Raw genomic sequence first — 26,323 nt, forward strand, 5'->3', positions numbered from 1 at the left:
TCTTGACTGTGAACCCCACCCTGCCCGTTGTCGTCATGCGCGCCGACGTCTCGGAGACGATCGCTGGCGGAGCGTATCCGGGCTGGCTTCATCGGTGAAGCGCTGTGATGCGGAGGCGGGGGAAGCCTCTCCTCGCAGTCGTTGGCCGAGCCGGCCGCATGGAGATGCGGATCGGTCTCCGCGGTTACATCGGGGATGAAGATGAAGACTTTCATGAAACTCGGGAACTCGAAGTCCTGGTGAAACCCTTCCGCATTCCCTGAACCCTGAACCGTTGCCGGGGACTACCGCTCCCACACGGCACAAAGCCGCTGTCTGCCGTGCGGATACGGCACAAAAATGGGCGCTACCTGAGACAAAACTGAGGTGATTGCGGTTAGGGTGGAAACCCGAAGGATGAAGGACCGCCCTCGGTGGCACGCGAAAAGGTAGTGGGACGAATGGTAGCCGGCGGATCGGAAAGCGGGAACGTCGATGCGGCTTGCGAAAGCGGCGATCCTGCATCAGGCGCCGATCGGCTGCGCGTCGACAACTATGACGCGGTGGCCCGGCGGATAACGCGCGCCGACCGGCCGTTGCTGCACGAGCTCACCGTCAGCGTGTTCTGGCCGCACCGCACCCGCGATCTGGACGAGTTTCTGGCGCTTGGCGAGGGATATCTGGCGACGGACGAGATCGGCCGTGCGATGGGCTCGGCCATGTACTATTTCGCCGGCGACGATTTTGCCATGCTCGGTATGATGGTCACCGCACCGCGGTTGCAGACGCTTGGAACCGGCCGCTGGCTGCTCGGTCACATCATGGCGGACGCCGCCGGTCGGGACATGCGCCTGAGCGCGACGCGATCGGGCTACTGGCTCTATGAGAGCGAAGGCTTCGTGCCGCTGGTGACCATATGGCAGCACCAGGGTATCGCGCGCCCGTTCCGCCTTCCCGCCCCCGTGCCGGACCTCACGCTGCGAGCGCTGCAGCCGGGCGACTGGTCCGCCCTGCGCACGCTCGACAAGATCGCCTTCGGGGCGGAGCGGACGAAAACGCTGGATCTGCTCGCGCAGGTCGCCAGCGGCGTGGTCGTTGAGCGCGACGGCAGGATCTGCGGCTATGCCCTGATCCGCTCGTTCGGCCGCGGCAAGGTCATCGGCCCGGTGATCGCCGAAGACGATGCCACCGCCATGATGCTCGTTGCCCCGCTCATCAAGGCGCACGAGGGCGAATTCGTGCGCCTCGACACGCCGGTGGAGAGCAAGACGTTCGAAGCCTTCCTGTCCGCCGGCGGGCTCGGCGTGTACGACACCGTGACGGAAATGTACTACGGAAGACAGCGCCGCCCGCTTGAGGGGCTCCAGATCTACGGACTGGCGGCCCATTCGCTGGGCTGATCCGGGCGGAACAGTCCAGCGAACCAGGCCCCGCTGTCAGGACAGCCGGTCCTTCAGCCTGAACCACAGGCCGACCATCGGCAGGAACCAGGGGTTGCCACTGTTGAAGGGAACGGCGGGCCAGGCGAGCCCGTCCAGCGGGTTGGTGTCCTTCCGACCCATGGCGAGATCGGCCAGTACCTGCCCCGCCAGCGTCGACATCTGCGCGCCATGGCCCGAATAGCCCATGCCGTAGAGCATGCCGTCGGCCTCTCCGATACGCGGATAGCGGTCCTTCGTCATGCCCACGAGGCCGCCCCAGCAGTAGTCGAGCGGCACGTCGGCCAGATGCGGAAAGACCCGGTCGATGCCGGCGCGCAGGATCCTGCCCGATTTCGCGTCGGAACGCTGATCGGAAACGGCCGAAAAGCGCGCGCGGCCGCCGAATATGAGGCGGCGGTCCGGCGACAGCCGGAAGTAGTTGCCGACATTCATCGAGGTGACGCAGGTGCGGTTACCGGGCATGGTCGCCGCGACTTCCCGCTCGCTGAGGGGGCGCGTCGCGACGATGAACGACCCGACGGAGATGATGCGCCGTCGGAAATAATCCAGCGGGGCGGCGCGCACTTCGCGCGAATAGGCGCCCGTCGCCACGATGACCCGTTCCGCCTGAAGCGTTCCGCGCGGCGTCTGCAGCTGCCAGCCGGTGGCAAGGCGCGCGAGGCCGGTCACGGGCGCGTTTTCCCAGATGCGGGCGCCGTGCGTGTGGGCGGCCTCGGCGAGCCCGGCCACATATTTGCCCATGTGCATCATGGCCGACTTGCCGTAGAGCACGGCGCCGTGAAAGGCCTGCGAGCCGATCTCGTTCTCCAGGTCGCCGCGTTCGAGCCAACTTGTGTCGGGATCGACCTCGCGATGGATGAGCTCGAAGCCCGCCTTCAGCCCGGCCACATGGGAGGGTTTGGAGGCGAGCTTCAGCTTGCCCGCGCGGCGGAAATCGCAGGCGATGTTCTCCTCACGCACGACCTCCTCGATCATGTCGATCGAGCGGTCGAAGGCGCGGTAGAGCGTATGGGCGCGCTCGGCACCCAGATGCGCCTTCGCCTCCGCATAAGAGTGGGCGAGGCCGTTGTTCAGGTGCCCGCCATTGCGGCCCGAACCGCCGGCGCCGACATGCAGGTTTTCCAGCACCGCGACGCTGACGCCTTCGCGGGCCAGCTTGCGGGCCGCATTGAGGCCGGTAAAGCCGCCGCCGATCACCGCGACATCCACCTTGCCCTCGACGGGCCCCTGTTGCGCCTTCGAAAAGGTTGGCGCCGTATCATGCCAATAGGACAGGTATTTCATTTCCGGACCCGCCCTAAAGGCCGAGAATGGCGGGCAGGGCCGTCACGTCGGGGATTTCGGTGTAGCCGTAATAGGGGTTGGCGGGCTCGTGTCCGCGATTGACCCAGGCCTTGTTCTTGATGCCGAGATCATGCGCCGTCATGAGATCGTAACGCATGCTCGACGAGACGTGCAGGACATCCTCGGGGCCGCAACCGAGCATGTCGAACATGTATTCGAAGGCCCGCATCTGGGGCTTGTAGGCCTGCGCGTCCTCGGCCGTGTAGACATGGGAGATCGGAGCGCCAAGCTTGGCGATGTTGTGCGGGATCTGGCTGTTCATCGAGTTGGTGAGCGCCACGAGCGGGATTTTCTTGGCGATCTTCGCAAGGCCTGCCGGGACATCCGCGTGCGGCCCCCAGGTGGGCACGCGGTTGTAGATGTCCTCGGCGATCGCGGGATCGAACGCGATGCCGTTGCGCTTGCAGGTGCGCTCAAGCGAATTGTGAACCACATCCGCGTAGGGCTTCCAGGCACCCAGAACCTCGTCCAGCCGGTAGGCGCTGAAGTCGCGGATGAACGCATCCATCTGCTCGGCGTCGAGCTTGTCCGCATAATGGTCGCGGGCCGCGCCTGCCATGTCGAAGAAGATCATCGTGCCGTGGCAATCGAAGGTTACGAATTTGGGGCGGAAGGCCATGCTTTTTCTCCGGAGCACTATCTGATGCCACGCATCGTGGCCCGGTTGCGGCGACACAGCTTGCCGCGTTTCCGGCTCTGAACGCAGGATATTGCGAACCGCGCGCCCCGCGCGGCAGGAGGTGCTGCCTCGTGGCCGAGATCGGTTTCGAGCACTGAAAGGAAGCGGGCATCCTGCCGGTGCAGGCACGCGGGCCTGCCCGAAGAACCGAAGAGACAGAGATGACCAAGTTGCTGCCGATCGATACCGCCCCCGCCTTCGCGCCGCGCGAGGATGTGGCCGCCCCCGAGCGCCTCATCGAAGGCGCACCGCGTTTCAGGACCTGGGAGCTGGACACAGCCCTTGCCGAAGCAGCTCAATGGGGGCGGATCCGCACCGGCATATGGGAGGCGACGCCCGGCACGACCCGCTCCATCAAGGGCGATACCTTCGAGTTCTGTCAGATCCTCGAGGGCCGCGCGGAGATTTCCGAGGAGAACGGTGAAACCCACGTCTTCGGTCCGGGTGACAGTTTCATCATGAAGCCCGGCTTCGTCGGCCGGTGGAAGACGCTGGAGACCCTGCGCAAGATCTTCGTCATCGCAAGCTGAGGCGGCACATGGCCTACACCTATGCACCCGAGGAGATGCTGGCCCGGCTCGTCGCGTTCGAGACGGTCGTCGGCCATTCGAACGCGGAGCTGATCGACTTCGTGAAGGGCTACCTGAGCGATCACGGTGTCGCCTTCCATGTTCTGCCGGGCCCGGAGGGCGACCGGTTCAATCTCTTTGCGACCATCGGCGACCCGGCGCGCCCGGGCTATGTGCTGTCGGGCCATGTCGACGTGGTTCCGGCCGGCGAGCCCGACTGGCTGGGCGATCCCTTCGCCCTGCGCGAGGCGGGCGGCAAGCTGATCGGGCGCGGCGCCTGCGACATGAAGGGCTTCGATGCGGCGGTGCTGGCGGCGGTGCCGGAGCTGTGCGCGATGGATCTCTCGCAGCCCCTTCACATCGCGCTTTCCTATGACGAGGAAGCCGGCTGCAAGGGCGTGCCGCATCTTCTCGCAGCCCTGCCGGAGCTTTGCGCCCGGCCGGCGGGATGCATCGTCGGCGAGCCGACGGGGCTGACGCCTGTGCTCGCCCACAAGGGCAAGGCGGCGGTCCGGTTCTCGGCGCACGGCCGTTCCGGACACAGCTCGCGCCCCGATCTCGGCAGCAATGCCATTCACGCGCTCGTCCCGGTTCTGGCCGCTGCCTGCACGCAGGCCGAAAACCTGCAAAGTGGCCCGCAGGACGACCGCTTCCAGCCGTCCTGGTCCAGCCTGCAGATCGGCACGATCGCCGGCGGTCAGGCGATCAACATCATTCCCGAACAGGCGGAAGCCCGGATCGAGGCGCGCGCCATCGACGGCGTTGCCCCGCAGGATGTGCTGGCCCCGGTCATCGCGGCGGCGGGGGAGGACGTTTCGGTGGAATGGCTGTCGAGCTATCCCGCGCTGGCACTCGATCGCGGCCATCCTCTTGCCGAAATGGTCGAGGCGGTCTCCGGCCGCGAAGCCTTGGGTGCGGTCAGTTTCGGCACGGAGGCCGGCCTCTTTCAGGCAGCCGGAATTCCCTCGATCATCTGCGGCCCCGGCGATATCGCCCGCGCCCACCGCCCCGAGGAATACCTGACGCGGGACGAATTGCGCGGCGCGTTCGACATGGTCGTGCGGCTTGGGCGGAGGCTTGCCGTCTGACTGCGGCATTTTCTGCGGCTGCCCCGCATCAAGGCGAAGCAAGATTCCGATCGCTTCCCGCATCGCGCCGATGATGCTGCCCGCATGCCCCTATCCTGACCTTCAACGAAACGGACCTCATGGCAATGATGAACGACGGAGCCTCCTTGCCCGAACTCACCGCAACCGACGTGCGCCTGGTGCCTTTCGCGCAAGATCTCCTCGACGGCGCCGTGCGCCTTTCTGAGCAGGCCGGCTGGCCGCACCGGAGCGGCGACTGGGCCCTGACGCTGTCCGCCTCGCGCGGCGTCACGGCGCTCTCGGGCGATATGGTCGTGGGTACCGCCCTGTGCTCGACATTCGGCGATGTGGCCGCGCTCAACATGATCATCGTCGATGCCTCCATGCGCGGGCACGGCCTCGGCCGCCAGCTGATGAACGCGGTGATCGGGATGGCCGGGCCCCGCGAAATCCGGCTGACGGCCACGCAGGACGGCCTGCCGCTCTACAAGAAGCTGGGATTTGTCGAGACCGGCGAGATCATTCAGCACCAGGGACTCGCACAGGCGGATGGCGCCGACCGCGCGGTCACGACGGGCTCGCTCGGCGACGTCGCCCGCCTGGCGGAAATGGACCAAGCCGCATCCGGCATGGCGCGCGAGCCGGTTCTGCGGCGGATCGCGGAAATGGGCACGGTGCTGCGCGCCGAGAGGGGCTTCGCAATGCTGCGCCCCTTCGGGCGGGGACAGGTCGTCGGGCCGGTTGTCGCCGAGGATGGCGAAACCGCGCGCGCTTTGATCGCGCAAGCCGCGAACCGCGCGCAAGGCACGTTCCTGCGCATTGATGTGCCCGCGTCGCACGATCTATCGCCGTTCCTGGAAAGTCTCGGCCTTGCTCGCGCCGGAGGCGGCACGTCGATGGTCTGCCAGGCGAAGCCGGAAGCGCCTTCCCCCCTCAAGACCTTCGCCCTCGCCTCGCAGGCTTTGGGTTGATCCCTCGGAGATTTCCATGCTGAGCAATTCCCTTGTCGAACTCGACCGGAAGCATCTGATCCATCCGGTTTCCTCTTTCCGCGGCCACGAGGCCCGGGGCGTGCGCGTCCTGCGTTCGGCGAAAGGGGCGCAGGTCACCGATGCTGAGGGCCATACGCTGATCGACGGTTTCGCGGGACTGTGGTGCGTCAACGCCGGCTACGGCCACGAGAGCATCGTGGCGGCGGCCGCCGATCAGATGCGCAAGCTGCCCTATGCCACCGGCTATTTCGATCTCGGCGCCGAGGCGCCGATCCGGCTGGCGGCGGAACTCGCCGAACGCTCGCCGGGCGATCTCGATCACATCTACTTCACGCTCGGCGGGTCCGATGCGGTCGACAGCACCATCCGTTTCGTCCGCTACTACTGGCACGCCAGGGGCGAGCCGCAGCGCGACCAGTTCATCTCGGTGGAACAGGGCTATCACGGCTCGACATCGGCCGGGGCCGGCCTCACCGCCTTGCCCGGCTTCCACGAAGGCTTCGGGATTCCCTATTCCTGGCAGCACAAGATTTCGTCGCACTACGTCTATCGCAATCCGGTCGGCCCTGAGCCCCAGGCGATCATCGATGCATCGGTCGCCGAACTTCGCGCCAAGGTCGCCGAGATCGGCGAGGAGCGGGTGGCGGCATTCTATCTCGAGCCGATCCAGGGATCGGGCGGCGTGCTCGTGCCGCCGACGGGCTGGGTCAAGGCGATGCGCGACGTATGCAGCGAACTGGGCATCCTTTTCATCGCCGACGAGGTCATCACCGGCTTCGGCCGCACCGGTCCGCTGTTCGCCTGCGAGGAAGAGGGCATCGTGCCCGACCTGATGACCACCGCGAAGGGGCTGACGTCGGGCTACGTGCCCATGGGCGCGGTGTTCATGCGCGAGCATGTCTACCAGACGATCGCCGATGGCGCAGGCGCCAAGGCGGTCGGCCACGGCTTCACCTATTCCGCGCATCCCGTGTCCGCCGCCGTGGCGCTGGAGGTGCTGGCGCTTTATGAAGGCGGACTGCTGGAAAACGGCCGCACCATGGGCGCACGTCTGATGGAGGGCCTTCGCTCGCTCGCCGATCATCCGCTGGTCGGCGACGTGCGCGGCCGCGGCATGCTGGCCGCTGTCGAACTGGTGAGCGACAAGGCGGCCAGGACGCCGCTGCCCGCATCTCTCCAGCCCGCCACGCGGTTGTTCGACCGGGCCTGGGACGCGGGCCTCATCGTGCGTTCCTTCCCGCAAGGGATCTTCGGGTACGCCCCGCCCTTGTGCTGCACGGCCGACGAGATCGACCAGATCGTGGAACGCACACGCACGGTTCTGGACCAGACGCTTCAGGACCCTGAAATCCGGGACATCCTCGGCTGATGGCGCTGCTCTTTCTGTCGACGGCGGAACGCGCGGCCGTGTGGCGTTCCGTCTTCGCCGATGCCGGAGAGGAAATGCTGGTGGGCGAGGAGGCGGTGAGCGATCCCTCCCGCATCACCCACGTGGCCTGCTGGCAGCCCCCGGGCGACCTCGCGCGATATCGAAACCTCAAGGTCGTCCTCAGCATCGGCGCCGGTGTCGACCAGATCCCGCGCCTGCCCGACGGCGTCGCGCTTGCGCGCACGATCGCGCCGGGGATCGAAGACATGGTGCGCGCCTGGGTGGTCATGGCGACACTCATGCTGCACCGCGACATGCCCCGCTATCTGGAGCAGTCCCGGCACGGGCTGTGGCAGGCCCACCCGGCGCGCCCGGCCGGGATGCGGCGCGTCGGCATCATGGGAATGGGCCGGATCGGCCGCCTGGCCGCGCAAAGCCTCGCACAGCTGGGATTTCCCGTCGCCGGATGGAGCCGATCCGGCACACCGGTGGATAGTGTCGATGTCTACGACGAGGCGGGCCTTGGCGATTTCCTTGCCCGCAGCGATATCCTGGTCTGCCTGCTGCCGCTCACCGACGAGACGCGAGGCCTGCTCGATGCGAAGCTCTTCGCGCAGCTGCCGAAAGGCGCCTGTCTGGTTCATGCGGGGCGCGCGGCCCATCTCGACATGGCGGCGCTGCGCATGGGGCTGACGAGCGGCAGGCTTTGCACCGCGATGCTGGATGTGGCCGATCCCGAACCGCTGCCGGCCGATCATTGGGCGTGGCGGAAGCCGAACCTGATCGTGACGCCGCATGTGGCGTCTCACACCGACCCGCACGAAGGCGCGCGGCATGCGCTGGAGGTCGTCAGGGCCTCGCGGGCGGGCGATCCCATTCCGGGGCTGGTGGACCAGAGCCGGGGCTATTGAAGCCCGAAACCGCCATTTGGCGCGATATGCCGCAACCTCGCGCAATACGAAACAATATGCCGCACCCCCCGCGGTTTTCGGAGAAATGAAGCCGGCAAGCTGTCGGAAGCTTGCTGCTAGATGGAAGACACGTCCCGGTGCCGGTCGGCGCAAGCCGCCGCGTTCGGGCCGCAATCGGAAGGTTTGGCCGCAATGATAACCCACACCGCCGCAAAGCCCCTGACGGCCTTCGCCTATGTGACCTTCGATGTCGTCGGCACGCTGATCGACTTCGAGGATGCGATCATCCGGGGACTGGCCGGGATCGCGGCCGGGGCCGGGGCCGAGATCGACGGGGAAGACGCGCTGAAGGTCTATCGCGCGGCGCGCTATCAGCCAGATGCCGGGCTGTTTCCCGACGATCTGGGCCGTTGCTACGGGCAGATCGCGGCGGCCCTGGGGCTTCCCGACACGCCGCAGAACCGGCAGGCGATGATCGACGCGGTGGCAGAGGCGAAGCCCTTTCCCGACAGTGTCGAAGCCATGGCCCGGCTGAAGAAGCATTACAGGCTGATCGCCATGACGAATGCCCGCCGGTGGGCTTTCGAGAAATACGAGGAGAAGCTCGGCTTTCCCTTCTGGGCGAGTTTCACCACCGATGAGACGGGAACGGAAAAGCCGGACCCTGTCTTCTTCGAGAAGGTCTTCCACCATGTCGAGGCAGCGGGCGCCGGCAAGGGCGACATCCTTCACACCGCGCAGAGCCAGTACCACGACATCGGCATTTCGCGACAGCTTGGCATGAGCAATGCCTGGATCGAGCGGCGTCATGCCCAGAAGGGCTATGGCGGCACTATCGCGCCGGAGAGCTTCACGGAGCCCGACTATCACTTCCACGCGCTGATCGAGCTGGCCGAGGCCGCCGACAGCGCCTTTGAAGAGTAAGACCAACCTTTCCGCAGCAGCCAGGGCCCATAACGGCGACAAGAACCGAATGGGGTCATCCAGAAGTAGGGAACGACAATGACGAACAAGATGCCGATCAACTGGACCGGTCGTGACGATGTCATGATCGAGGATGCCATTCGTCGCGGAGCGTCACGCCGCGACATGCTGAAGATGCTGATGTGCTCGGGTGTGGCCCTGTCCGCGGGCAGCGGCATCCTGCTGCGCGCCAGCGACGCTCTGGCCGCCGAACCGGTTTCGGGCGGCCACATCAAGGCCGCCGGCTGGTCCTCCTCGACGGCCGACACGCTCGACCCGGCCAAGGCGTCGCTGTCCACCGACTACGTACGCTGCTGCGCCTTCTACAACCGTCTGACGTTCCTGGACGAACATGGCCAGATCCGGATGGAGCTTGCGGACGCGGTCGAGTCCGAGGATGCGAAGACCTGGCAGGTGAAGCTCAAGGCAGGCGTGACCTTCCATGACGGCAAGTCCTTCGGCGCCGCCGACGTCGTCTTCTCGCTCAAGCGTCACCTCGACAAGAGCGTTGGTTCCAAGGTGAACTCCATCGCCAAGCAGATGGAAGTGATCGAGAAGGTCGACGATCAGACGGTGAAGATCGTGCTGGCCGAGCCGAATGCCGATCTGCCGACCATTCTCGCCCTGCACCACTTCATGATCGTCGCCGAGGGCACCACCGACTTTTCCAAGGCCAACGGGACGGGCGCCTTCATCTGCGAGACGTTCGAGCCGGGCGTGAAATCGGTCGCGGTGAAGAACCCCAACTACTTCAAGTCGAACAAGCCCTACCTCGACAGCTTCGAGTACTTCGCCATCACCGACAACAACGCCCGGGTGAATGCGCTGCTGTCGGGCGACATCGTTCTCGGCGCCTCGCTCAATCCCCGCTCCATGCGGCTGCTGGAAGGCCAGCCCAGCGTCCAGACCTCGGTTACCACCTCCGGCAACTACACCGATCTGAATATCCGCCTGGACCTGGATCCGGGCGAGAAGGCCGGCTTCATCGACGGCATGAAAAGCCTCATCAATCGCGAGGCCATCCAGAAATCGGCGCTGCGTGGCCTGGCCGAGATCGGCAATGACCAGCCGGTTTCGCCCGCCGACCGCTATCACAACCCCAACCTGAAGCCGCGCGCCTACGATCCGGACATGGCCAAGGCGCTGTTCAAGAAGGCGGGCGTCCTGGGACAGAAGATACCGATCGTCGCCTCTGACGCGGCAACGTCTTCCGTGGACATGGCGATGATCGTGCAGCAGGCCGGTGATCAGATCGGAATGCCCTTCGACGTCCAGCGGGTCCCCTCGGACGGCTACTGGTCGAACTACTGGCTGAAGGCCCCGATCCATTTCGGCAACATCAACCCGCGGCCGACCCCTGACATCCTGTTCTCGCTGCTCTATGCCTCCACGGCGCCGTGGAACGAGAGCCAGTACAAGTCGGAGAAGTTCGACAGGATGATGATCGAGGCGCGCGGCGCTCTCGACGAGACGAGGCGCACCGAAATCTACTGGGCCATGCAGGAAATGGTGGCCAACGAGGCCGGCACGGTCATTCCCGCCTACATTTCCAATGTCGATGGACTGTCCTCGCGGCTCAAGGGCCTGCTGCCCAACCCGCTCGGCGGTCAGATGGGCTATGCCTTCGCGGAATACGTCTGGCTCGAAAGCTGATCTTCCACACGGAACTGTCCGCGCCCGCAGCGCGCGGACAGTTCCCGCCTTCGGCAAGGGGAGTCTCTGCTTGCTAAAATCCTCCACCACCTGGCTACTGGTTGCCAAGCGGCTCGGGATCGCGCTGATCACGCTTGTGATCGTCTCTTTCGCCGTTTTCTTCGCAACCCAGCTCCTTCCAGGAGATGTCGCCCAGATCCTGCTGGGCCAGGCCGCCACGCCGGAGGCGGTTGCGGGTTTGCGCGAGGCCATGGGGCTCAATGAGCCTGCGATCCTGCGTTTTCTACATTGGCTCACGGGGCTCGCCACCGGCGACCTGGGGATTTCCTATGTCAACCACATGGAGATCTCGAACCTGATCGCCGGACGCCTGGCGAATTCGCTGAAGCTTGCCGGCGTGGTCGCCGCACTCAGCACCCCGGTGGCCTTGTGCCTGGGCATTCTCGCCTCGATGTGGCGAGGAACGCTTCTCGACCGCACCATTTCCATTCTGACCATCGCGGTCATCTCCGTTCCCGAGTTCATGATCGCGACACTGGCGGTTCTCATCTTTGCCGTCTGGCTCGGCTGGCTGCCGGCGCTGAGTTATGGTGTCGATGTGGACAGTCTGGGCGCCATTCTGCGCGCCTACGCGCTGCCGGTGATCACGCTGAGCTTCGTCGTGTCGGCCCAGATGATCCGGATGACCCGAGCGGCCATGATCGAAACCATCAACACGCCCTATGTGGAGATGGCGCTGCTCAAGGGCGCTTCGCGCACGCGCATGGTGCTGGTGCATGCCCTGCCCAACGCGCTTGGTCCCATTGCCAACGCCGTGGCGCTGTCGCTCTCCTACCTCGTGGGCGGCGTCATCATCGTCGAGACGGTGTTCAACTATCCCGGCGTCGCCAAGCTGATGGTGGATGGGGTGGCGACCCGCGACCTTCCGCTCATCCAGTCATGCGCGATGATCTTCTGCTTCAGCTATCTGAGCCTGACCACGCTGGCAGACATGATCGCCATCCTGTCCAATCCGAGGTTGCGACGCTGATGACCCTGCCTCTCCGTCTTTCTCGTGCCCGCGGCACCTCGGCCCCCCGTCAAAGAACCTATGTGTTCAACTGGGCCGGACGCATCGGACTGGCCATCATCGTGATGTGGTGCGCGGTCGCCATCATCGGCCAGTGGTTTACGCCCTATCCCGTCGGCAAGATCGTCGACTGGAATTTCTTCGGGCCCGTCAGTGCAAAGTACTGGATGGGAACCGATTACCTCGGGCGGGACATCTTTTCGCGCGTCATGATGGGCGCCCGCTACACCGTTGGCATTGCCCTGGCGGCGGTGACGCTCGCCTGCGCGCTGGGTGTCATCCTCGGAATGATCGCGGCCGTCATGGGCGGATGGTTCGACACCATCGTGTCGCGGTTGCTGGACGCCTTCAACGGCATCCCGTCTCTTCTCTTCGGACTTGTGGTCGTGGCTGCGGTGGGATCGTCCATTCCGGTCCTGATCCTGACGCTGACGGCCATCTACATGCCCGGCTCCTACCGATTTGCGCGGGCCCTTGCCGTCAACATCAACACCATGGATTTCGTGACCGTCGCCAGGGCCCGCGGCGAGGCGACGCCCTATCTGATCCTGCGCGAGATATTCCCCAATATCGTCGGGTCCGTGCTGGCAGATCTGGGGCTGCGGTTCGTGTTCATCGTGCTGGTCCTGTCCGGGCTGTCGTTCCTCGGCCTCGGCGTTCAGCCGCCCAACGCGGACTGGGGGGCGCTGGTGCGCGAGAACATCGAGGGCCTGAGCTACGGCGCGCCGGCGGTGATCTTCCCTTCGCTCGCCATCGCTTCGCTCACCATCTCGGTCAACATGTTCATCGACAATCTTCCCACCAGGATCCGCGACAGGAGCGAATAATGACCGACGCGCCACTCGTTTCCGTACGCGATTTCAAGGTCGGTGCGACGACCGACGGCGGACGCAAGATCGATATCATCCGGGGCGTGAGCTTCGACATCGCGCCGGGCGAAATTCTCGCCCTGATCGGCGAATCCGGTTCCGGCAAGACCACCATCGCGCTTTCGCTGCTGGGCTATACCCGCCCGGGCTGCGAGATGACCGGCGGCACGATCCGCGTCGGCGAGAATGACGTGACGGCGATGTCGGAAACCGAACGGTGCAAGCTGCGCGGCGTGGAGGTTTCCTACGTTCCCCAGTCCGCCGCGGCCGCCTTCAATCCCTCAAAGCGGATCATGGATCAGGTCATCGAGATCGCCCTGATCCACAAGCTGATGCCGCGCGCCGAGGCGGAGGAACACGCCCGTTCCCTGTTCCGCGCGCTGGCACTGCCGGAACCCGACACGATCGGCAACCGCTACCCGCATCAGGTCTCGGGCGGTCAGCTTCAGCGCCTCTCGGCCGCCATGGCGCTGATCGGCGACCCGAAGCTCGTCGTTTTCGACGAACCGACCACGGCGCTGGACGTGACCACCCAGATCGAGGTTCTCAAGGCGTTTCGCTCGGTGCTGGAAAAGACGAACATGTCCGGCGTCTATGTCAGCCACGACCTCGCCGTCGTCGCCCAGATCGCCGACCGGATGATCGTCCTGAAGAACGGCGAGGTTCAGGAAGAGGGCACGACGGAACAGATTCTGCACGCCCCGGCGCATCCCTATACCAGAGAATTGCTGGCCGCCTTCGAACCGGTTCAGCACACCCCGATAGAGGCTCGCGGCCGGGATGTCGATCATCCTCTGCTTGAGGTCATCGGCCTTCATGCCGGCTACGGTCGCGTCGAAAACCGCGAGCCGACCATCAAGGTCCTGGAGGACGTGAGCTTCACGTTGAAGCCGGGGCGGAACCTGGGGGTCATCGGCGAAAGCGGATCCGGCAAATCCACCCTCGCCAGGGCGATCGCGGGTATCCTGCCGGCTTATCGCGGATCCGTCCTGTTTGAGGGACACGAGCTCGCGCCCGACCTGCAAAACAGGACAAAGAAACAGCTACAGCGCGCGCAGATCGTCTTCCAGCTCGCTGATACGGCGCTCAATCCGGCCCAGTCGATCGGAACGATCCTGGCCCGGCCGCTCACCTTCTATCATGGCCTCAGGGGGGCGGCGCGCGACAAGCGGGTCAACGAGCTGCTCGACATGGTCCATCTTCCCAAGAGCCTGCGTCACAGATTGCCGGGCGAATTGTCGGGAGGGCAGAAGCAGCGGATCAATCTGGCACGCGCGCTGGCCGCCGATCCGGTTCTGATCCTGTGCGACGAGATCACCTCGGCGCTGGACACGGTCGTCGCGGCCGCGATCCTGGAACTCATGCGCGACCTGCAGAACGAGCTCAATCTGAGCTACATGTTCATCAGCCATGACCTGTCGACAGTCGAGGCGATCTGCGACGATGTTCTGGTGATGTACAAGGGCGCGGTGGTGGAAGCGCTGCCGGCGGCCCGCATGTCCGCAGATGCGCAACATCCCTATTCAAAGCTGCTGATCTCTTCCGTTCCCCAGCTCGATCCCAACTGGCTGACGAGCCTGGAACAGGACCCGGAACTGGTCGCAGCCTTCTCGCGCCGCTGAGGCCTGCTTTCCGCGGTTTTCCGGGCGAGCCCCCAATGCCCCAGCAGGGCGGCAACGCACGACCCAATGACCGCCGCAAGGACGATCCGGCCCCTCTCCCGTGGGGAGAGGGGTGAGGTGAGGAGATGGGATGTCGCGTGGATACGGCGCGCTCGACACCTCTCACCCGACGCGATATGTCGACCTCTTCCCATGAGAGCGGTGATAATCCCCGACCGCTTTCGTCAAACCATGAAGCCCCCTAGATCCTGTCCGCGAAAAGGCGGGTCAGGGGGATCTGGGTCTTCACGAAGGGCGTCTTCATCACGACGAAACTGAAATACTTGTCGATACCGATATCGCGATCGATGAGGCCCTCGATGATCATCTGGTAGTCGGCAATACCGGAGGTCACGAACTTGCTCAGATAGTCGTAGCCGCCGGAAACGAGATGGCACTCGACGCAACTGTCGACGTTCTTCAAGGCGTCCTGAAAGCGGGCGAAGTCGATCTGGCGGTGGTTCTTCAAGGTGAACTCGGTGAAGACCGTGAGGGTCTCTCCCAGTTTCGCCACGTCGATCTGGGCCGTGTAGCCGGTGATGTAGCCGGCCTGCTGCAGCTTTTTCACCCGCATCAGACACGGCGATGGGGACAAGTTCACCAATTCCGCCAGTTCGACGTTGGTGATACGGCCGTTGCGCTGCAATTCCGCGAGGATCCTGACGTCGATCCGATCCAGTTTCAGGCTACTGATCATCCTATTGGTCCTTCAGCGCAACATACCACGGCCCTTGTGAAAGGCGGACGTGCCGGCAAAGTCAACTCGATTTGACATCAAATGCCGTCTGACGCGCAGCATCCGGCACAAGCGGCTGCGGGGCATGCGATAGGCTCTCCCAAAAGCCCGGAGAATTCCATGTCCGCTCCCCTGTTCCACATCGAAACCGCCCCCCAGCCGCCGGCTGAAGCCGATTGCGTCATCATCGGTGCCGGCATCGTCGGCGTGAGCACCGCCTACTGGCTGGCGCGTGCCGGCCAGCGGGTCGTTCTTGTCGAAAAGGGGCGGGTCGGGGCGGAACAGTCCAGCCGGAACTGGGGCTGGTGCCGGCAGCAGAACCGGGACGCGCGCGAATTGCCTCTGGCCACGCGCGGCCTGTCGCTGTGGGAGGAAATGGTCGCCGATATCGGTCCCGGTCTGGGCTTTCAGCGGTGCGGCCTGCTCTATCTCTCCAACGACGAGGCGGAGATCGAGGGCTGGGCGCAATGGGGACGCTTTGCCCGCGGCGCAGGCGTCGACACCCGCATGCTGAGCGCCGCGCAAGCCAGTGAGCGGGGCGCGAAGACCGGCCAGACCTGGAAGGGCGGGGTATGGAGCCCCAGCGACGGCATCGCCGATCCCGCCAGTGCCGCGCCGCTGATCGCGCAGGCGGTGGAGAAACACGGCGGCCGGGTCATCCAGAACTGCGCCGCGCGCGGTCTGGAAATGGCTGGCGGCGCGGTCTGCGGCGTCGTCACAGAACGCGGTACGATCCGCACGTCCTCGGTGGTGATGGCCGGCGGTTCCTGGGCGGCGAGTTTTCTTCACCAGATCGGCGTGTCCCTTCCCCAGTCCTCGGTGCGCAGCTCCATCCTGTCGCTTGCGCCCGGTGCCGATGACATTCCGCCCGCGCTGCACACGGCGACCGTCTCGGTCACGCGCCGGGGCGACGGCGGGCTCACGCTGGCGATATCGGGCCGCGCCCATGTCGATCCCACGCCCGGCATGCTGTTCGGGGCGACGAAATTCCTGCCCATGCTCGCCAAGCGCTGGCGGGCACTGACCCCCGGCGGCGCTCAGGCCTGGCAGGCCGGTTTCGAGACCCGCAGCAAATGGGCGCTCGACCGGCCCACGCCGATGGAGCGGACCCGCATTCTCGATCCGCGCCCCTCCGCCCGGCTGGTGGCGGAAACGCTGCGCCGCGCGCGCAATCTGCTGCCCTCGCTGGCGCAGGTGCCGGTGCAGGCCGAATGGGCCGGCTATATCGACAGCACGCCCGATGGCGTTCCCGTGATCGACGCCGATATCGGCATCCGCGGACTGGCGATCGCCGCGGGGCTCTCCGGCCACGGCTTCGGCATTGGCCCCGGCGTCGGCCATCTGGTCGCGGACATGCTGCTGGGGCGTGAGCCCATCACCGAGACCCGCCAGTACAAACTGTCGAGGTTCGACGAGAGCCAATGGGGCAAGGTGGCGAAATTCTGATCTCATGAGGCAAAGCGCGCGATGTGAAAGGGCTCAAGCGGGGTCTCGCAGGCGCCCGTGGCGATGAGATCCGCCATCGCATCGCCCACCCCGGGGCCGAGCTGAAAGCCGTGGCCGCAAAAGCCGAAGGCATGAAACAGCCCGGCGGTGGTGGCCGACGGCCCCATCACCGGAAGCATGTCCTCCACATAGCCTTCGCAGCCCGACCATTGCCGGATCACCGCGACGTCGCGCAGCGCCGGCACCAGCCTGACAACCTGCCGCAACTGCGCGGGAAGCCGCCCCGGATCGGGCCGGGCATGACCGGGCAGGGGATCGACGGGGACGCGGTCCACAACGCCTCCGAACACCACGTTGCCGCGCTCCACCTGACGCAGATAGGCGCCATGCGCGCTCGACCAGACACCGACCACGGGGCTGATGCGGTGCGGCAGGGGCTCGGTCACCGCCATCTGGGGGCCGAAGGCTGCGAGCGGAACATCCTCGCCGAAGGAGGCGGCCACCGCCTTGCCCCAGGCCCCGGCGCAATTGAGCAGGACCTCGGCCTCGATACACCCCCTGTCGGTGTCCAGAGTGAAGCCGGCGGGCGTCCGGCGGATCGCGGTCACCGGCGTCTCGTCGAGGATGCGCGCCCCGGCGCGCGCCGCGGCATCGGCGAAGGCCGGCGATACCAGCCGGGGATTGGCCGAACCGTCGTTGGGAGAGAAGGAGGCTGCGATCGCCTCGGGACCGAGACCGGGAAACCGGCGGCGTATGTCGGCCGGCTCCAGTTCCTCCAGATCGAGCCCCCAGGGGCGCGCGTCCTCGGCGAAGCGGCGCATCAGGTCGAGCCCGTCCGCGTCGAAGATCAGTCGCAGGTGACCTGTGGCACGGAATTCCACGTCGCGGCCGAGAAGCGCCTCAGCGCGGTTCCAAAGCGCAAGCGAGCGATGGGCGAGCGGCAGTTGCGGCAGGTAGCGGCCGCTGCGGCGGATATTGCCGAAGGAGGCGACCGTGGCCCCCGTTCCGATGCGGTTGCGCTCGATCAGCGTCGTGCGGATGCCCCGCCGGGCGAGGAAAAAGGCCGAGGCCGTGCCCATAAGTCCGCCGCCCAGAACGATCGCATCCATTCCGCTGCCTTTCTCCGTGTCTGGCAGCGCCCATCAGAGCCGGGCAGTCCCTCTTTCGTCAAAGACGGGAACGTGGGAAACCTATAAGCTCAATCTATGGAGTTCTCATGCGCGTCCGACAGCTTGAAGTCTTCACCGCCGTCATGCGGGCGGGCACCGTTACCGGGGCTGCCCGGCTGCTCAACATCTCGCAACCGGCGCTGAGCCAGATCCTCATCCATGCGGAGGATGAACTGGGCTTTGCGCTTTTCGATCGCGAGAAGGGACGGCTTCACCCCACGCCCGAGGCAAGGGAGCTGTATCCGGAGGCCGAACGCCTGTTCGCCGGCCTCGAAGGCATGCGGCGCAAGACCTCGGACCTCCGGCTGGGGCGGGCGGGACTGGTGCGGATCGCTGCCTCGCCGCCGCCGGCCATGGCCCTGCTGCCGCAAGCCCTGGCGAGCTTTCGCGCCCAGCACCCGGACATCATCCTGCGGACCCACGTCGCGCCGATCGCGTCCATGGTCGCCCTTCTGCGCGCGGGCGACGCGGCGCTGGCGCTGGCGCTCGACGACAATCTGCCGCCGGATATCGGCGTGGAGAGACTGGCCGCGACCGCCTTCTGCTGCCTGTTGCCCGAGAGCCATCCGCGTGCCGCCGCCGCATCGCTCTCCTTTGCCGATCTCGTTGACGAGGTGGTTATATCCTACCGCAACCTGACCCGCCCCCATGAAGAACTGGAGGCAGCGGCCCGCGCGCAAGGCTCGGGTTTCCGGCCCGATATCGAAATCGACTCGTCCATCGCCGCGGTGGGCTTCGTTCAGGCCGGGCTCGGCATCGCCGTGGTCGATGCGCTTTCGCCATGGGCGCAATATCCCGGCATCCGAAGGGCGGACCTCGCCGGCAGTCCGAGCGTGCCGCTGTCGCTGCTGACGCTGAAGGGCAAGGCATTGTCACGGGCGGAAGAAATCCTGAGCGACCACATCCGCGCCAGTTGCGCCGACCTGGCATAAGCCGGACTTATGCAATCCGCCGGGATGCGTCTTGGACGCTCCACGTCCTTTCTGGTTGCTTGCGGGCAACGAACCAGAAAGGACGGATCCACATGGATGCCAGCGCTCCCCGCAGCATGTCCCAGGGCGGCCCGGCGGCCGACTGGAAGATCGGTGTCGACATCGGGGGCACCTTCATGGATTTCTGTGCCCTTGAGACCCGCTCGGGCCGGATCGCCTCGCTGAAGGTGTTGACCACCCCGGACAATCCGGGGGCGGAACTCGTGACCGGGCTCGATCTTCTGGCCGAGCAGGAAGGTCTCGCACCGGAAACGGTGAGCCGCTTCGTGCACGGCACCACGGTGGGCATCAACACGATCCTGCAGCGCAAGGGCGCGCGGATGGCGCTGATCACCAATGCCGGGTTCGAGGACGTGATCGAGCTGGCGCGGCTGCGCATGCCGGACATGTATTCCCTGTTCTGCCACCGCCCGGAGCCGCTGATCACCCGCGACTGCATCTTCGGTATTCCCGCACGCCTGCATGCCGATGGCAGCGAAAGCCTGGCGCCGGAGGCCGGGGCCATCGCCAATGCCGTCACGGGGGCGAGAGCGGCCGGCGTGCAGGGCATCATCGTCGCCCTGCTGCACAGCTGGCGCGACGGCGCGCAGGAGGCGGCCGTCAAGGCGGCAATCGAGGCGCAGGCACCGGATCTGTTCGTGTTCACCTCAGCGGAGGTCTGGCCCGTCATTCGCGAATACGAGCGCTGGTCAACCGCGATCCTGAACGGCTACGTCCATCCGCGCGTCTCCGGCTATCTGGAAGCGCTGGAAAGCCGGCTCGAGGTGCGCGGCGTACCCGCCCAGGCGATGCTGACGAAATCCAATGGCGGGTTGATGAGCGCGGGCCAGGGGCGGCGCGATTGCGTCTCCATGCTGTTGTCGGGCACCGCGTCCGGCGTCATCGGCGCGGCCTGGCTCGCCCGGCAGGCAGGTGAGGCGAAGGTCCTCACCCTCGACATCGGCGGCACCTCGGCGGACTTCGCGCTGATCGTCGACGGCGCGGTGCAGTTCGGAACGGATGAGCTGATCGGCGAATTTCCGTTGCACATTCCCTCCGTCTCCGTCAGCTCCATCGGCATCGGCGGTGGCTCGGTGGCCACGGTGGATGGCCAGGGCGTGTTGCGGGTGGGGCCAGAGAGCGCCGGCTCGCTGCCCGGGCCCGCGTGCTACGGGCGCGGCGGCACACGTGCGACGGTGACCGACGCCATGGCCGTGTGCGGCTGGCTCGGCCATTCGGCCATGGCCTACGGGCAGCTGCGCATGGATGTGGCCCTCGCCCGCAAGGCTGTCGGCGTGCTCGCGGAGCAACTCGGTCGTGGCCTTGAGGAAACGGCCCAGGCGATCCTCGACATCGCCATCTCCGAAATGTTCGTGGAGGTGGAGAAGTTGTCCTCGCGTGCCGGTGTGGACCTGCGCGACTTCGCGCTGATGCCGTTCGGCGGTGGCGGGCCGATGCTGGGGGCCTTCCTCGCCCGCGAGCTCGGCATGAGCCGGGTCATCGCGCCGCGCCGCCCTGGCGTGGTTTCCGCCCTCGGCGGTCTCGTGGCGGATCTGCGCGGCGATTTCATCCGCACCGTCTATGCCGATCTTCATGGCCCCGAGCTGGGCCGCCTCAGGGAGGATTTCCGTTCGCTCTGCGCCGAGGGCAGGGACTGGCTCGCCGCCCAGGGCCACGAGGGGGCCGCCGATCTCAGGCTTTCGGCGGACATGCGCTATGCCGGCCAGAGCTACGAGATCGAGGTGGCGCTGGAGCCGGCCTGGCTCGAGCACCCGGAAAGGATCGCCGATGCGTTCCACGAAACCCATCAACGGATCTACGACTTCAACGATCCCGATGGCCGGATCGAGATCGTGAACCTGCGGCTCTCCGCCATCGGGTCCGGGCCCAAGCCTGTCTTTCCGACGGTGGATGCGGTCTCCGCTCCCGCCGCGCCCGACCGCATGGTGCCGGTCTACCGGCAAGGTCTTGCGGAGGTTGCGCTCTACGAACGCGCCGGGCTGACCAGCGGTGCGCAATTCGAAGGACCGGCGGTCGTCGTCCAGGAGGACACGACCTTCGCCATCCCCGAAAACACGTCGGCGCGGGTCGATCCTCACCTCAACATCCACCTGACGATCGCGGAGTAGGCCCATGTACGACCGGATGACCCTTCAGGTGCTCGCCAACCATGCGCGCGCGGCGGCCGAGAACATGGCCCACACCCTGCACCGCACGGCCCATTCCGCCTTCGTCAAGGAGACGCAGGACTTCACGGTCATGCTGATGGACCGCCGGGGAGATACCTTCGCGGTACCGATGGAACTCGGCGCGACCTGGTATCCGGGCCTGACCTATGGCCGGGCGATCGCCATGGTGGACGACTACCGCCCGGGCGATGTGGCCTTCACCAACGATCCCTATTCGGGCCATGTGGCCACCCACGCGCCCGACACCCATTTGTGGAAACCCGTCTTTGCCGGCGACGACATCGTCGCCTGGACCGGCGGCCACATCCACAACACCGACATGGGCGGGGCGGTGCCCGCCTCGCTGTCGCGGTCGCTGACCGAGATCCATCAGGAAGGCATACGTTTTCCGCCCATGAAGCTGGTGCGCGAGGGCGTGTTCGACGACCAGATCCTGCGGATCATGGAAACGAACGTACGCAAGCCCGCGCTCAACATCGGCGACATCAAGGCGCTCGTGGGCGCGCTGAACACGGGCGAGCGCAAGGTCCACGCGATGCTCGAGCGCTTCGGCAAGCGAGGGTTCCTGACGGGTGTCGACGCGCTGATGGAGCAGGCGGAGGCGCAGGCGCGCGACATCCTGCGGGCAGTTCCCGACGGCGACTACGTCTTCGCCGATTATGCCGACGAGGACAGCGACAACGCCAATCCGTGCCGGTTGAAGCTGACCTTGCGCATCCGCGGGGACGAGGCGGTTCTGGATTTCACCGGTTCCGACCCGCAGTTGGCCAGTTCGCTGAACGTGCCTTCGGGTGGCGATCCGCGCCACACGATGCTGCTCGTCGGCGTCTATTACGTTCTCTCCACGCTCAACCCGCACATCCTGCTCAACACCGGTCTCACGCGGCCCTTCACCTGCATCGCGCCGCAAGGAACCGTGCTGAACCCGGTGGCCCCGGCCGCCGTGGGCATGCGTTCGCTCGTGTGCGCACGGCTGCGCTCGGTGATCTTCGGCGCCTTCGCCCAGGCCCTGCCGGACAAGATGCCGGCGGCGCCGGCCGGCAACAATTGCATCGTCAACGTGATGACCCGCGACGAACGCAGCCAGAAGCTGGTCATCGCCGCGGTCAATCCGGTGGTCGGTGGCGGCGGCGGCATGCCCCACCGCGACGGCACCAACGGGTCGGGCGCCGATGCCGCCTACCTGAAGAACACGCCTATCGAGATCACCGAGACCGAGGTGCCGGTGGAGTTCGTCAAATACGGACTGGCGCGCGACACCGGCGGCGCCGGCCGCTGGCGCGGCGGGCTTGCGACCGAAATGGCCTTCAAGGTCTTTTCACCCGATACGCGCATCACGGCGCGCAATCGCGACCGCTCCTTCTTCCGCCCCTGGGGCATTCTGGGCGGACGCGCGGCGGGGCTCTCCGACATGGTCGTCAATCCGGGCGGAGACGGTGAACGGCGGCTCGGCAATATCGACACGGCCGTGTTGCAGCCCGGGGATATCCTCGAGATCCGCTCCGCAGGTGGCGGCGGGCGCGGCAACCCGATGGAACGCCAGCCCTGGCGCGTGGCACAGGACGTGGCCCGGCGTTACGTCTCCGAGCGCGCCGCCCGCGACGACTATGGCGTGGTGCTGCGCGAGGGCCGGGTGGACGAGGAGGAAACGCGCCGATGCCGCGCTGCGGCCGCCGTGCCGAAGGGCCACTTCCATTTCGGCCCCGAGCGCGACGGCTACGAAGCGCAGTGGACGGCGGCGGCCTATGACAGGTTGACCGAGATCCTTGCGGACCTGCCGATCCACTGGCGCTTCTTCGCCAAGACGGAGATCTTCCGGCGCATGAAAGGCCGGGCGGGGGTGCAGGGCGTCGATCAGGCCTTCACTGAGACCTGCGAGCGATTTCCCGAACTTCCCCGGCCGGCCTTCCTGTGCGAGGTGGCGGAGTGAGACCGGCGGCGGGCCGGTTCGTCCGCGTGGCGGAGACGGAAACGCGCCCGCGCCTCACCCTGAGCTTCGACGGCGAGACGGTGGGCGCGCTTGAGGGCGATACCGTGCTGACGGCGCTCCTCACCGCGCGCCGTAGCCTACGCAAGGCCGAATTCGGACCCGAGCGCCGCGCGGGCTTCTGTCTGATGGGCGCCTGTCAGGATTGCTGGGTCTGGCAGGAGGATGGCGTCCGTCTTCAGGCATGCCGGACCCCCGTGCGTGAGGGGATGCGCCTACGTTCCCGCGCGCCGGATAGCTGGCCAGATACCGGGGCGGAGAGGCCATCATGACCCGCATGCTGATCATAGGCGCGGGGCCGGCCGGCATCCGCGCCGCCGAAACGCTCGTGGCGGTGGGTCTGCGTCCGCAGATCGTGGATGAAGGCGAGCGCGCAGGCGGGCAGATCTACCGCAGGCCGCCTCCCGGCTTCACCCGCCCCCCGCGCGCCCTCTACGGCTCGGAAGCCGACAAGGCCGCGGCACTGCACCGGACCTTCGACGGGCTCGTGCGCGACGGACAGGTGGATCATCACCCTCGCGCAACCGTTTTCGCGCTCTCCGATGGTGTCGCCCATATCGTGCAGGAGGGCACGGTTCGCCGGATCGCGTATGACCGGCTGATCCTTGCCACGGGTGCGAGTGACCGGCTCGCTCCAGTGCCGGGGTGGCAGGCGCCGGGCGTCTACAGTCTCGGCGCCATGCAGATCGCGCTTAAGGCGCAAGGGGTGGCGCTGGGCCGCGAACTCGTTCTGGCCGGATCCGGCCCGCTGCTGACCCTCGTCGCGCATCAGTTGCGCAAGGCCGGGGCGAATGTCGCCGCTGTGCTCGATACCGCGCCGCTATCCTCGCAGGCCGCAGGCGGCGCACAAATGGCGCTCGCGCGCCCGCGCGTGACGCTGCGCGGGCTCGCCGTGCGCGCGGGGTTGGGACGGCTCTATCATCCCGGCGCGACGCTGGAACGGATCGAGGCCGACGCCGACGGCCCCACCGCGCTGCACTGGCGCGACGCGGCGGGCCGTGCGCGGGTGAGTTCTTGCGATGCGGTCGCGCTTGGCTGGCATTTGCGCGCCGAGACCCATCTTGCGGATCTGGCGGGGGCGCGGTTCGAATGGTCGCCCATCTGGCATCAATGGCTCCCGGTCACGGACGCCATGGGCCGCGCCGGCGACGGGCTCTATCTTGCCGGCGACGGCCTGCGCCTGCTCGGCGCCGATGGGGCCGAGATCGCCGGACGGCTTGCCGCGACTGCCTGCCTTCGCGACATGTCCCTGCCTGCCCCGAACCCCGGAAAGGATCTGCGCCAGCTGGCGCGGATGGCGTGGTTTGCCAAAGGCGTGGCGAGGGCTTTTCCATGGCCCGCCGATATGGTGCGCAACCTGCCCGGGGAAACCATGCTTTGCCGCTGCGAAGGCGTTACGGTGGCGGATGCCCGCTCCGCGCTCGCGCTGGCCGGGCCGGAGGCAAACCGGCTCAAAGCTCTCGCCCGCGTCGGCATGGGACGTTGTCAGGGGCGCTATTGCCAGCTTGCGGGGGCGGAAATCGTCGCCGATGAAACCCGCCGCGCGCCGTGCGAGACCGGGCGACTGCGCGCACAGCCTCCCGTCCGGCCCGTTCCCGTATCCGCGTTTCTGCAAGCGGATCCCGATATCTGACGCGGGGCTTCGGGCGGGCCGAATCTTTTGCTTCGCCCCGATCTACCGACCAGTCGAATATGCCGCCGATCTCCTCGTTTCGGCATCATGCGCCGCCCCCCGTCTGCGACGCTGCGGCTCCATCATGTGAGAAGCCCCATGACGCTCGCTTTCAATCCGTCCAGCCTGTCCGTTCCCGCCCGCCACCATATCGGTGGCCAGTATGTGGAGGGTGAGCTAGAGATCCCGGTCACCGCGCCTTCAAGCGGCGATGCCCTCCAGCCGATTCCGCGCGCCGACGCCGCGATGGTCGATCGCGCCGTGCAGAGCGCGCGAACCGCGTTGAAGACTTCCGGGTGGGGGCAGGCGGCGCCGCGCGAGCGCCTGCGCGCGCTTTGCCGATGGGCCGACCTGATCGAGCAGGAGGCCGTCCGCCTCGCCCAGCTGGAAGCGGTCTGTTCCGCCCGCCCCGTCGCCCAGGCCAAGGCCGGAGACATCGCGATCTCCGCGGAACAGATCCGCTTCTTTGCCGAATTCGCGGATAAGGAAGGCGGCGATCTCGTTCCCGTCGCCGCGCATCAGTTCGGGTGCATCGCCAGCGAACCCTATGGCGTGATCGGCGCGATCACGCCGTGGAACTTTCCCGTCTCCATGGCCGCATGGAAGCTCGGTCCCGCCCTTGCCGCCGGCAACGCCGTGGTTCTGAAGCCCTCGGAGATGACGCCCTATTCCACGCTCTACATGGCCGAGCTTGCCGTCCGCGCGGGCCTTCCCGCCGGGCTCGTCAACGTGGTTTTGGGGGACGGGCCGGTCACCGGATCGGCGATCACCGGACATCCGGATATCGCCAAGATATCCTTCACCGGCTCCACCCGTGCGGGCGGGCAGATCATGGAGAATATCGCGCGCACCGGTATCAAGCCGATGACGCTGGAACTGGGCGGCAAGAGCCCTGTTGTCGTTTTCGCCGATGCCGATCTGGATCTCGCCGCCGACTGCATCGACCGAGGCATCACGGCGAATGCCGGTCAGGTCTGCGTGGCAGGTTCCCGGCTCATTGTCGCGCGCGAGATTGCCGAGGACCTTGCCGCCAGGTTGATCGAGCGGTTCGCCCGCCACCAGCCGCGCGCGACCTGGGAAGAGGAGGCCGGCTTCTCGCCGATCATTTCGGAAAACCAGCTCGCCCGCATCGACGGCATCGTTCGGGCCGCGACGGACAAGGGCGCGGAGATCCTGTGCGGCGGGGAGCGCTTTGCGCGGCCGGGCAGCTTCTACCGGCCGACCCTCATCGCCGGCGCGGACGCGGAGAACCCGGCCATCCGGGAAGAGATCTTCGGACCCGTCGCCACTTTCCAGACCTTCGAGACGGAAGAAGAGGCGATGGCGCTCGCCAATCATCCGACTTACGGCTTGTGTTCCGGCCTGTTCACCCGCGATCTTTCCCGCGCGCTTCGCCTTGCCAGGGCGTTCGAGGCGGGAACCGTCTGGGTCAACCGCTACGGGCGCTCGCGCGATCACATACTGCCCACCGGCGGCTGGAAGTCGAGCGGCCTTGGCAAGGACCTCGGCAGGGAGGCCTACAACGCCAACCGGCGAACGAAGTCGGTCCTGATCGACCTCTGATC

The 26,323-nt window shown here is 66.4% G+C and carries 22 protein-coding genes; 18 read left to right on the forward strand and 4 right to left on the reverse strand.

Annotation, left to right across the window (positions count from 1 at the left end; genetic code table 11):
* The first annotated feature begins 413 nt into the window (after nt 1–413).
* On the forward strand, nt 414–1,379 hold the full coding sequence (locus tag C8N35_RS04635; protein ID WP_146177344.1) for a GNAT family N-acetyltransferase: 966 nt from the start codon (nt 414–416) through the stop codon (nt 1,377–1,379).
* A 36-nt stretch (nt 1,380–1,415) separates the two neighbouring features.
* Here C8N35_RS04635 and C8N35_RS04640 read toward each other — a convergent pair whose 3' ends face one another.
* On the reverse strand, nt 1,416–2,705 hold the full coding sequence (locus C8N35_RS04640) for an NAD(P)/FAD-dependent oxidoreductase (protein ID WP_107988395.1): 1,290 nt from the start codon (nt 2,703–2,705) through the stop codon (nt 1,416–1,418).
* Between the two features lie 13 nt (nt 2,706–2,718).
* On the reverse strand, nt 2,719–3,384 hold the full coding sequence (locus tag C8N35_RS04645; RefSeq protein ID WP_107988396.1) for a haloacid dehalogenase type II: 666 nt from the start codon (nt 3,382–3,384) through the stop codon (nt 2,719–2,721).
* Nucleotides 3,385–3,605: 221 nt separating this feature from the next.
* Here C8N35_RS04645 and C8N35_RS04650 point away from each other — a divergent pair, with 221 nt between their 5' ends.
* From C8N35_RS04650 to C8N35_RS04695, 10 genes are all read left to right on the forward strand, one after another.
* Nucleotides 3,606–3,974, forward strand: a complete 369-nt coding sequence (locus C8N35_RS04650) for a cupin domain-containing protein (RefSeq protein ID WP_107988397.1) — start codon at nt 3,606–3,608, stop codon at nt 3,972–3,974.
* A gap of 8 nt (nt 3,975–3,982) precedes the next feature.
* On the forward strand, nt 3,983–5,101 hold the full coding sequence (gene argE, locus C8N35_RS04655) for an acetylornithine deacetylase (protein WP_107988398.1): 1,119 nt from the start codon (nt 3,983–3,985) through the stop codon (nt 5,099–5,101).
* Between the two features lie 119 nt (nt 5,102–5,220).
* On the forward strand, nt 5,221–6,072 hold the full coding sequence (locus C8N35_RS04660; RefSeq protein WP_245926653.1) for a GNAT family N-acetyltransferase: 852 nt from the start codon (nt 5,221–5,223) through the stop codon (nt 6,070–6,072).
* A gap of 16 nt (nt 6,073–6,088) precedes the next feature.
* A complete protein-coding gene (locus tag C8N35_RS04665; protein ID WP_107988399.1) occupies nt 6,089–7,462 on the forward strand; it encodes an aspartate aminotransferase family protein in 1,374 nt (457 codons plus the stop codon).
* Entirely contained in the window at nt 7,462–8,373 is a 912-nt protein-coding gene (locus C8N35_RS04670; RefSeq protein WP_107988400.1) for a 2-hydroxyacid dehydrogenase, read from the forward strand. Before C8N35_RS04665 ends, C8N35_RS04670 begins: the two co-directional genes overlap by 1 nt.
* Before the next feature lie 192 nt (nt 8,374–8,565).
* Entirely contained in the window at nt 8,566–9,297 is a 732-nt protein-coding gene (locus C8N35_RS04675; protein WP_107988401.1) for an HAD-IA family hydrolase, read from the forward strand.
* Between the two features lie 78 nt (nt 9,298–9,375).
* Nucleotides 9,376–10,989 (forward strand): ABC transporter substrate-binding protein, encoded by a 1,614-nt coding sequence (locus tag C8N35_RS04680; RefSeq protein WP_107988402.1) that lies wholly within the window; start codon nt 9,376–9,378, stop codon nt 10,987–10,989.
* A 70-nt stretch (nt 10,990–11,059) separates the two neighbouring features.
* Entirely contained in the window at nt 11,060–12,019 is a 960-nt protein-coding gene (locus C8N35_RS04685; RefSeq protein WP_245926654.1) for an ABC transporter permease, read from the forward strand.
* Nucleotides 12,019–12,885: an ABC transporter permease gene (locus C8N35_RS04690; protein WP_107988404.1), complete on the forward strand. Its 867-nt coding sequence runs from the start codon at nt 12,019–12,021 to the stop codon at nt 12,883–12,885. The genes C8N35_RS04685 and C8N35_RS04690 overlap by 1 nt, the downstream gene beginning before the upstream one ends.
* Nucleotides 12,885–14,549, forward strand: coding sequence for an ABC transporter ATP-binding protein (locus C8N35_RS04695; RefSeq protein WP_107988405.1), 1,665 nt, complete (start codon nt 12,885–12,887; stop codon nt 14,547–14,549). Before C8N35_RS04690 ends, C8N35_RS04695 begins: the two co-directional genes overlap by 1 nt.
* 241 nt (nt 14,550–14,790) lie before the next feature.
* Here C8N35_RS04695 and C8N35_RS04700 read toward each other — a convergent pair whose 3' ends face one another.
* On the reverse strand, nt 14,791–15,273 hold the full coding sequence (locus C8N35_RS04700; RefSeq protein WP_107989088.1) for an Lrp/AsnC family transcriptional regulator: 483 nt from the start codon (nt 15,271–15,273) through the stop codon (nt 14,791–14,793).
* Nucleotides 15,274–15,444: 171 nt separating this feature from the next.
* Here C8N35_RS04700 and C8N35_RS04705 point away from each other — a divergent pair, with 171 nt between their 5' ends.
* On the forward strand, nt 15,445–16,770 hold the full coding sequence (locus C8N35_RS04705) for an NAD(P)/FAD-dependent oxidoreductase (RefSeq protein WP_107988406.1): 1,326 nt from the start codon (nt 15,445–15,447) through the stop codon (nt 16,768–16,770).
* 2 nt (nt 16,771–16,772) lie between these two features.
* On the opposite strand, the gene C8N35_RS04710 is transcribed toward C8N35_RS04705, so the two are convergent.
* The gene (locus tag C8N35_RS04710; RefSeq protein WP_107988407.1) at nt 16,773–17,879 is read right to left on the reverse strand and encodes an NAD(P)/FAD-dependent oxidoreductase; all 1,107 of its coding nucleotides are present in this window, start codon (nt 17,877–17,879) and stop codon (nt 16,773–16,775) included.
* 107 nt (nt 17,880–17,986) lie between these two features.
* Here C8N35_RS04710 and C8N35_RS04715 point away from each other — a divergent pair, with 107 nt between their 5' ends.
* From C8N35_RS04715 to C8N35_RS04740, 6 genes are all read left to right on the forward strand, one after another.
* Complete coding sequence (locus C8N35_RS04715; protein ID WP_107988408.1) at nt 17,987–18,871, forward strand: LysR family transcriptional regulator; 885 nt, start codon at nt 17,987–17,989, stop codon at nt 18,869–18,871.
* Between the two features lie 92 nt (nt 18,872–18,963).
* Complete coding sequence (locus tag C8N35_RS04720) at nt 18,964–21,039, forward strand: hydantoinase/oxoprolinase family protein (protein ID WP_107988409.1); 2,076 nt, start codon at nt 18,964–18,966, stop codon at nt 21,037–21,039.
* A gap of 4 nt (nt 21,040–21,043) precedes the next feature.
* Entirely contained in the window at nt 21,044–23,029 is a 1,986-nt protein-coding gene (locus C8N35_RS04725) for a hydantoinase B/oxoprolinase family protein (RefSeq protein WP_107988410.1), read from the forward strand.
* Complete coding sequence (locus C8N35_RS04730; RefSeq protein WP_107988411.1) at nt 23,026–23,358, forward strand: (2Fe-2S)-binding protein; 333 nt, start codon at nt 23,026–23,028, stop codon at nt 23,356–23,358. The genes C8N35_RS04725 and C8N35_RS04730 overlap by 4 nt, the downstream gene beginning before the upstream one ends.
* Nucleotides 23,355–24,719 carry an FAD/NAD(P)-dependent oxidoreductase gene (locus tag C8N35_RS04735; RefSeq protein WP_107988412.1) on the forward strand — a complete coding sequence of 455 codons (1,365 nt, stop codon included), beginning with the start codon at nt 23,355–23,357 and terminating at the stop codon, nt 24,717–24,719. Before C8N35_RS04730 ends, C8N35_RS04735 begins: the two co-directional genes overlap by 4 nt.
* A gap of 138 nt (nt 24,720–24,857) precedes the next feature.
* Nucleotides 24,858–26,321, forward strand: coding sequence for an aldehyde dehydrogenase family protein (locus C8N35_RS04740; RefSeq protein WP_107988413.1), 1,464 nt, complete (start codon nt 24,858–24,860; stop codon nt 26,319–26,321).
* Nucleotides 26,322–26,323: the final 2 nt, after the last annotated feature.

Source organism: Breoghania corrubedonensis (assembly GCF_003053845.1).
GTDB classification, from domain to species: domain Bacteria; phylum Pseudomonadota; class Alphaproteobacteria; order Rhizobiales; family Stappiaceae; genus Breoghania; species Breoghania corrubedonensis.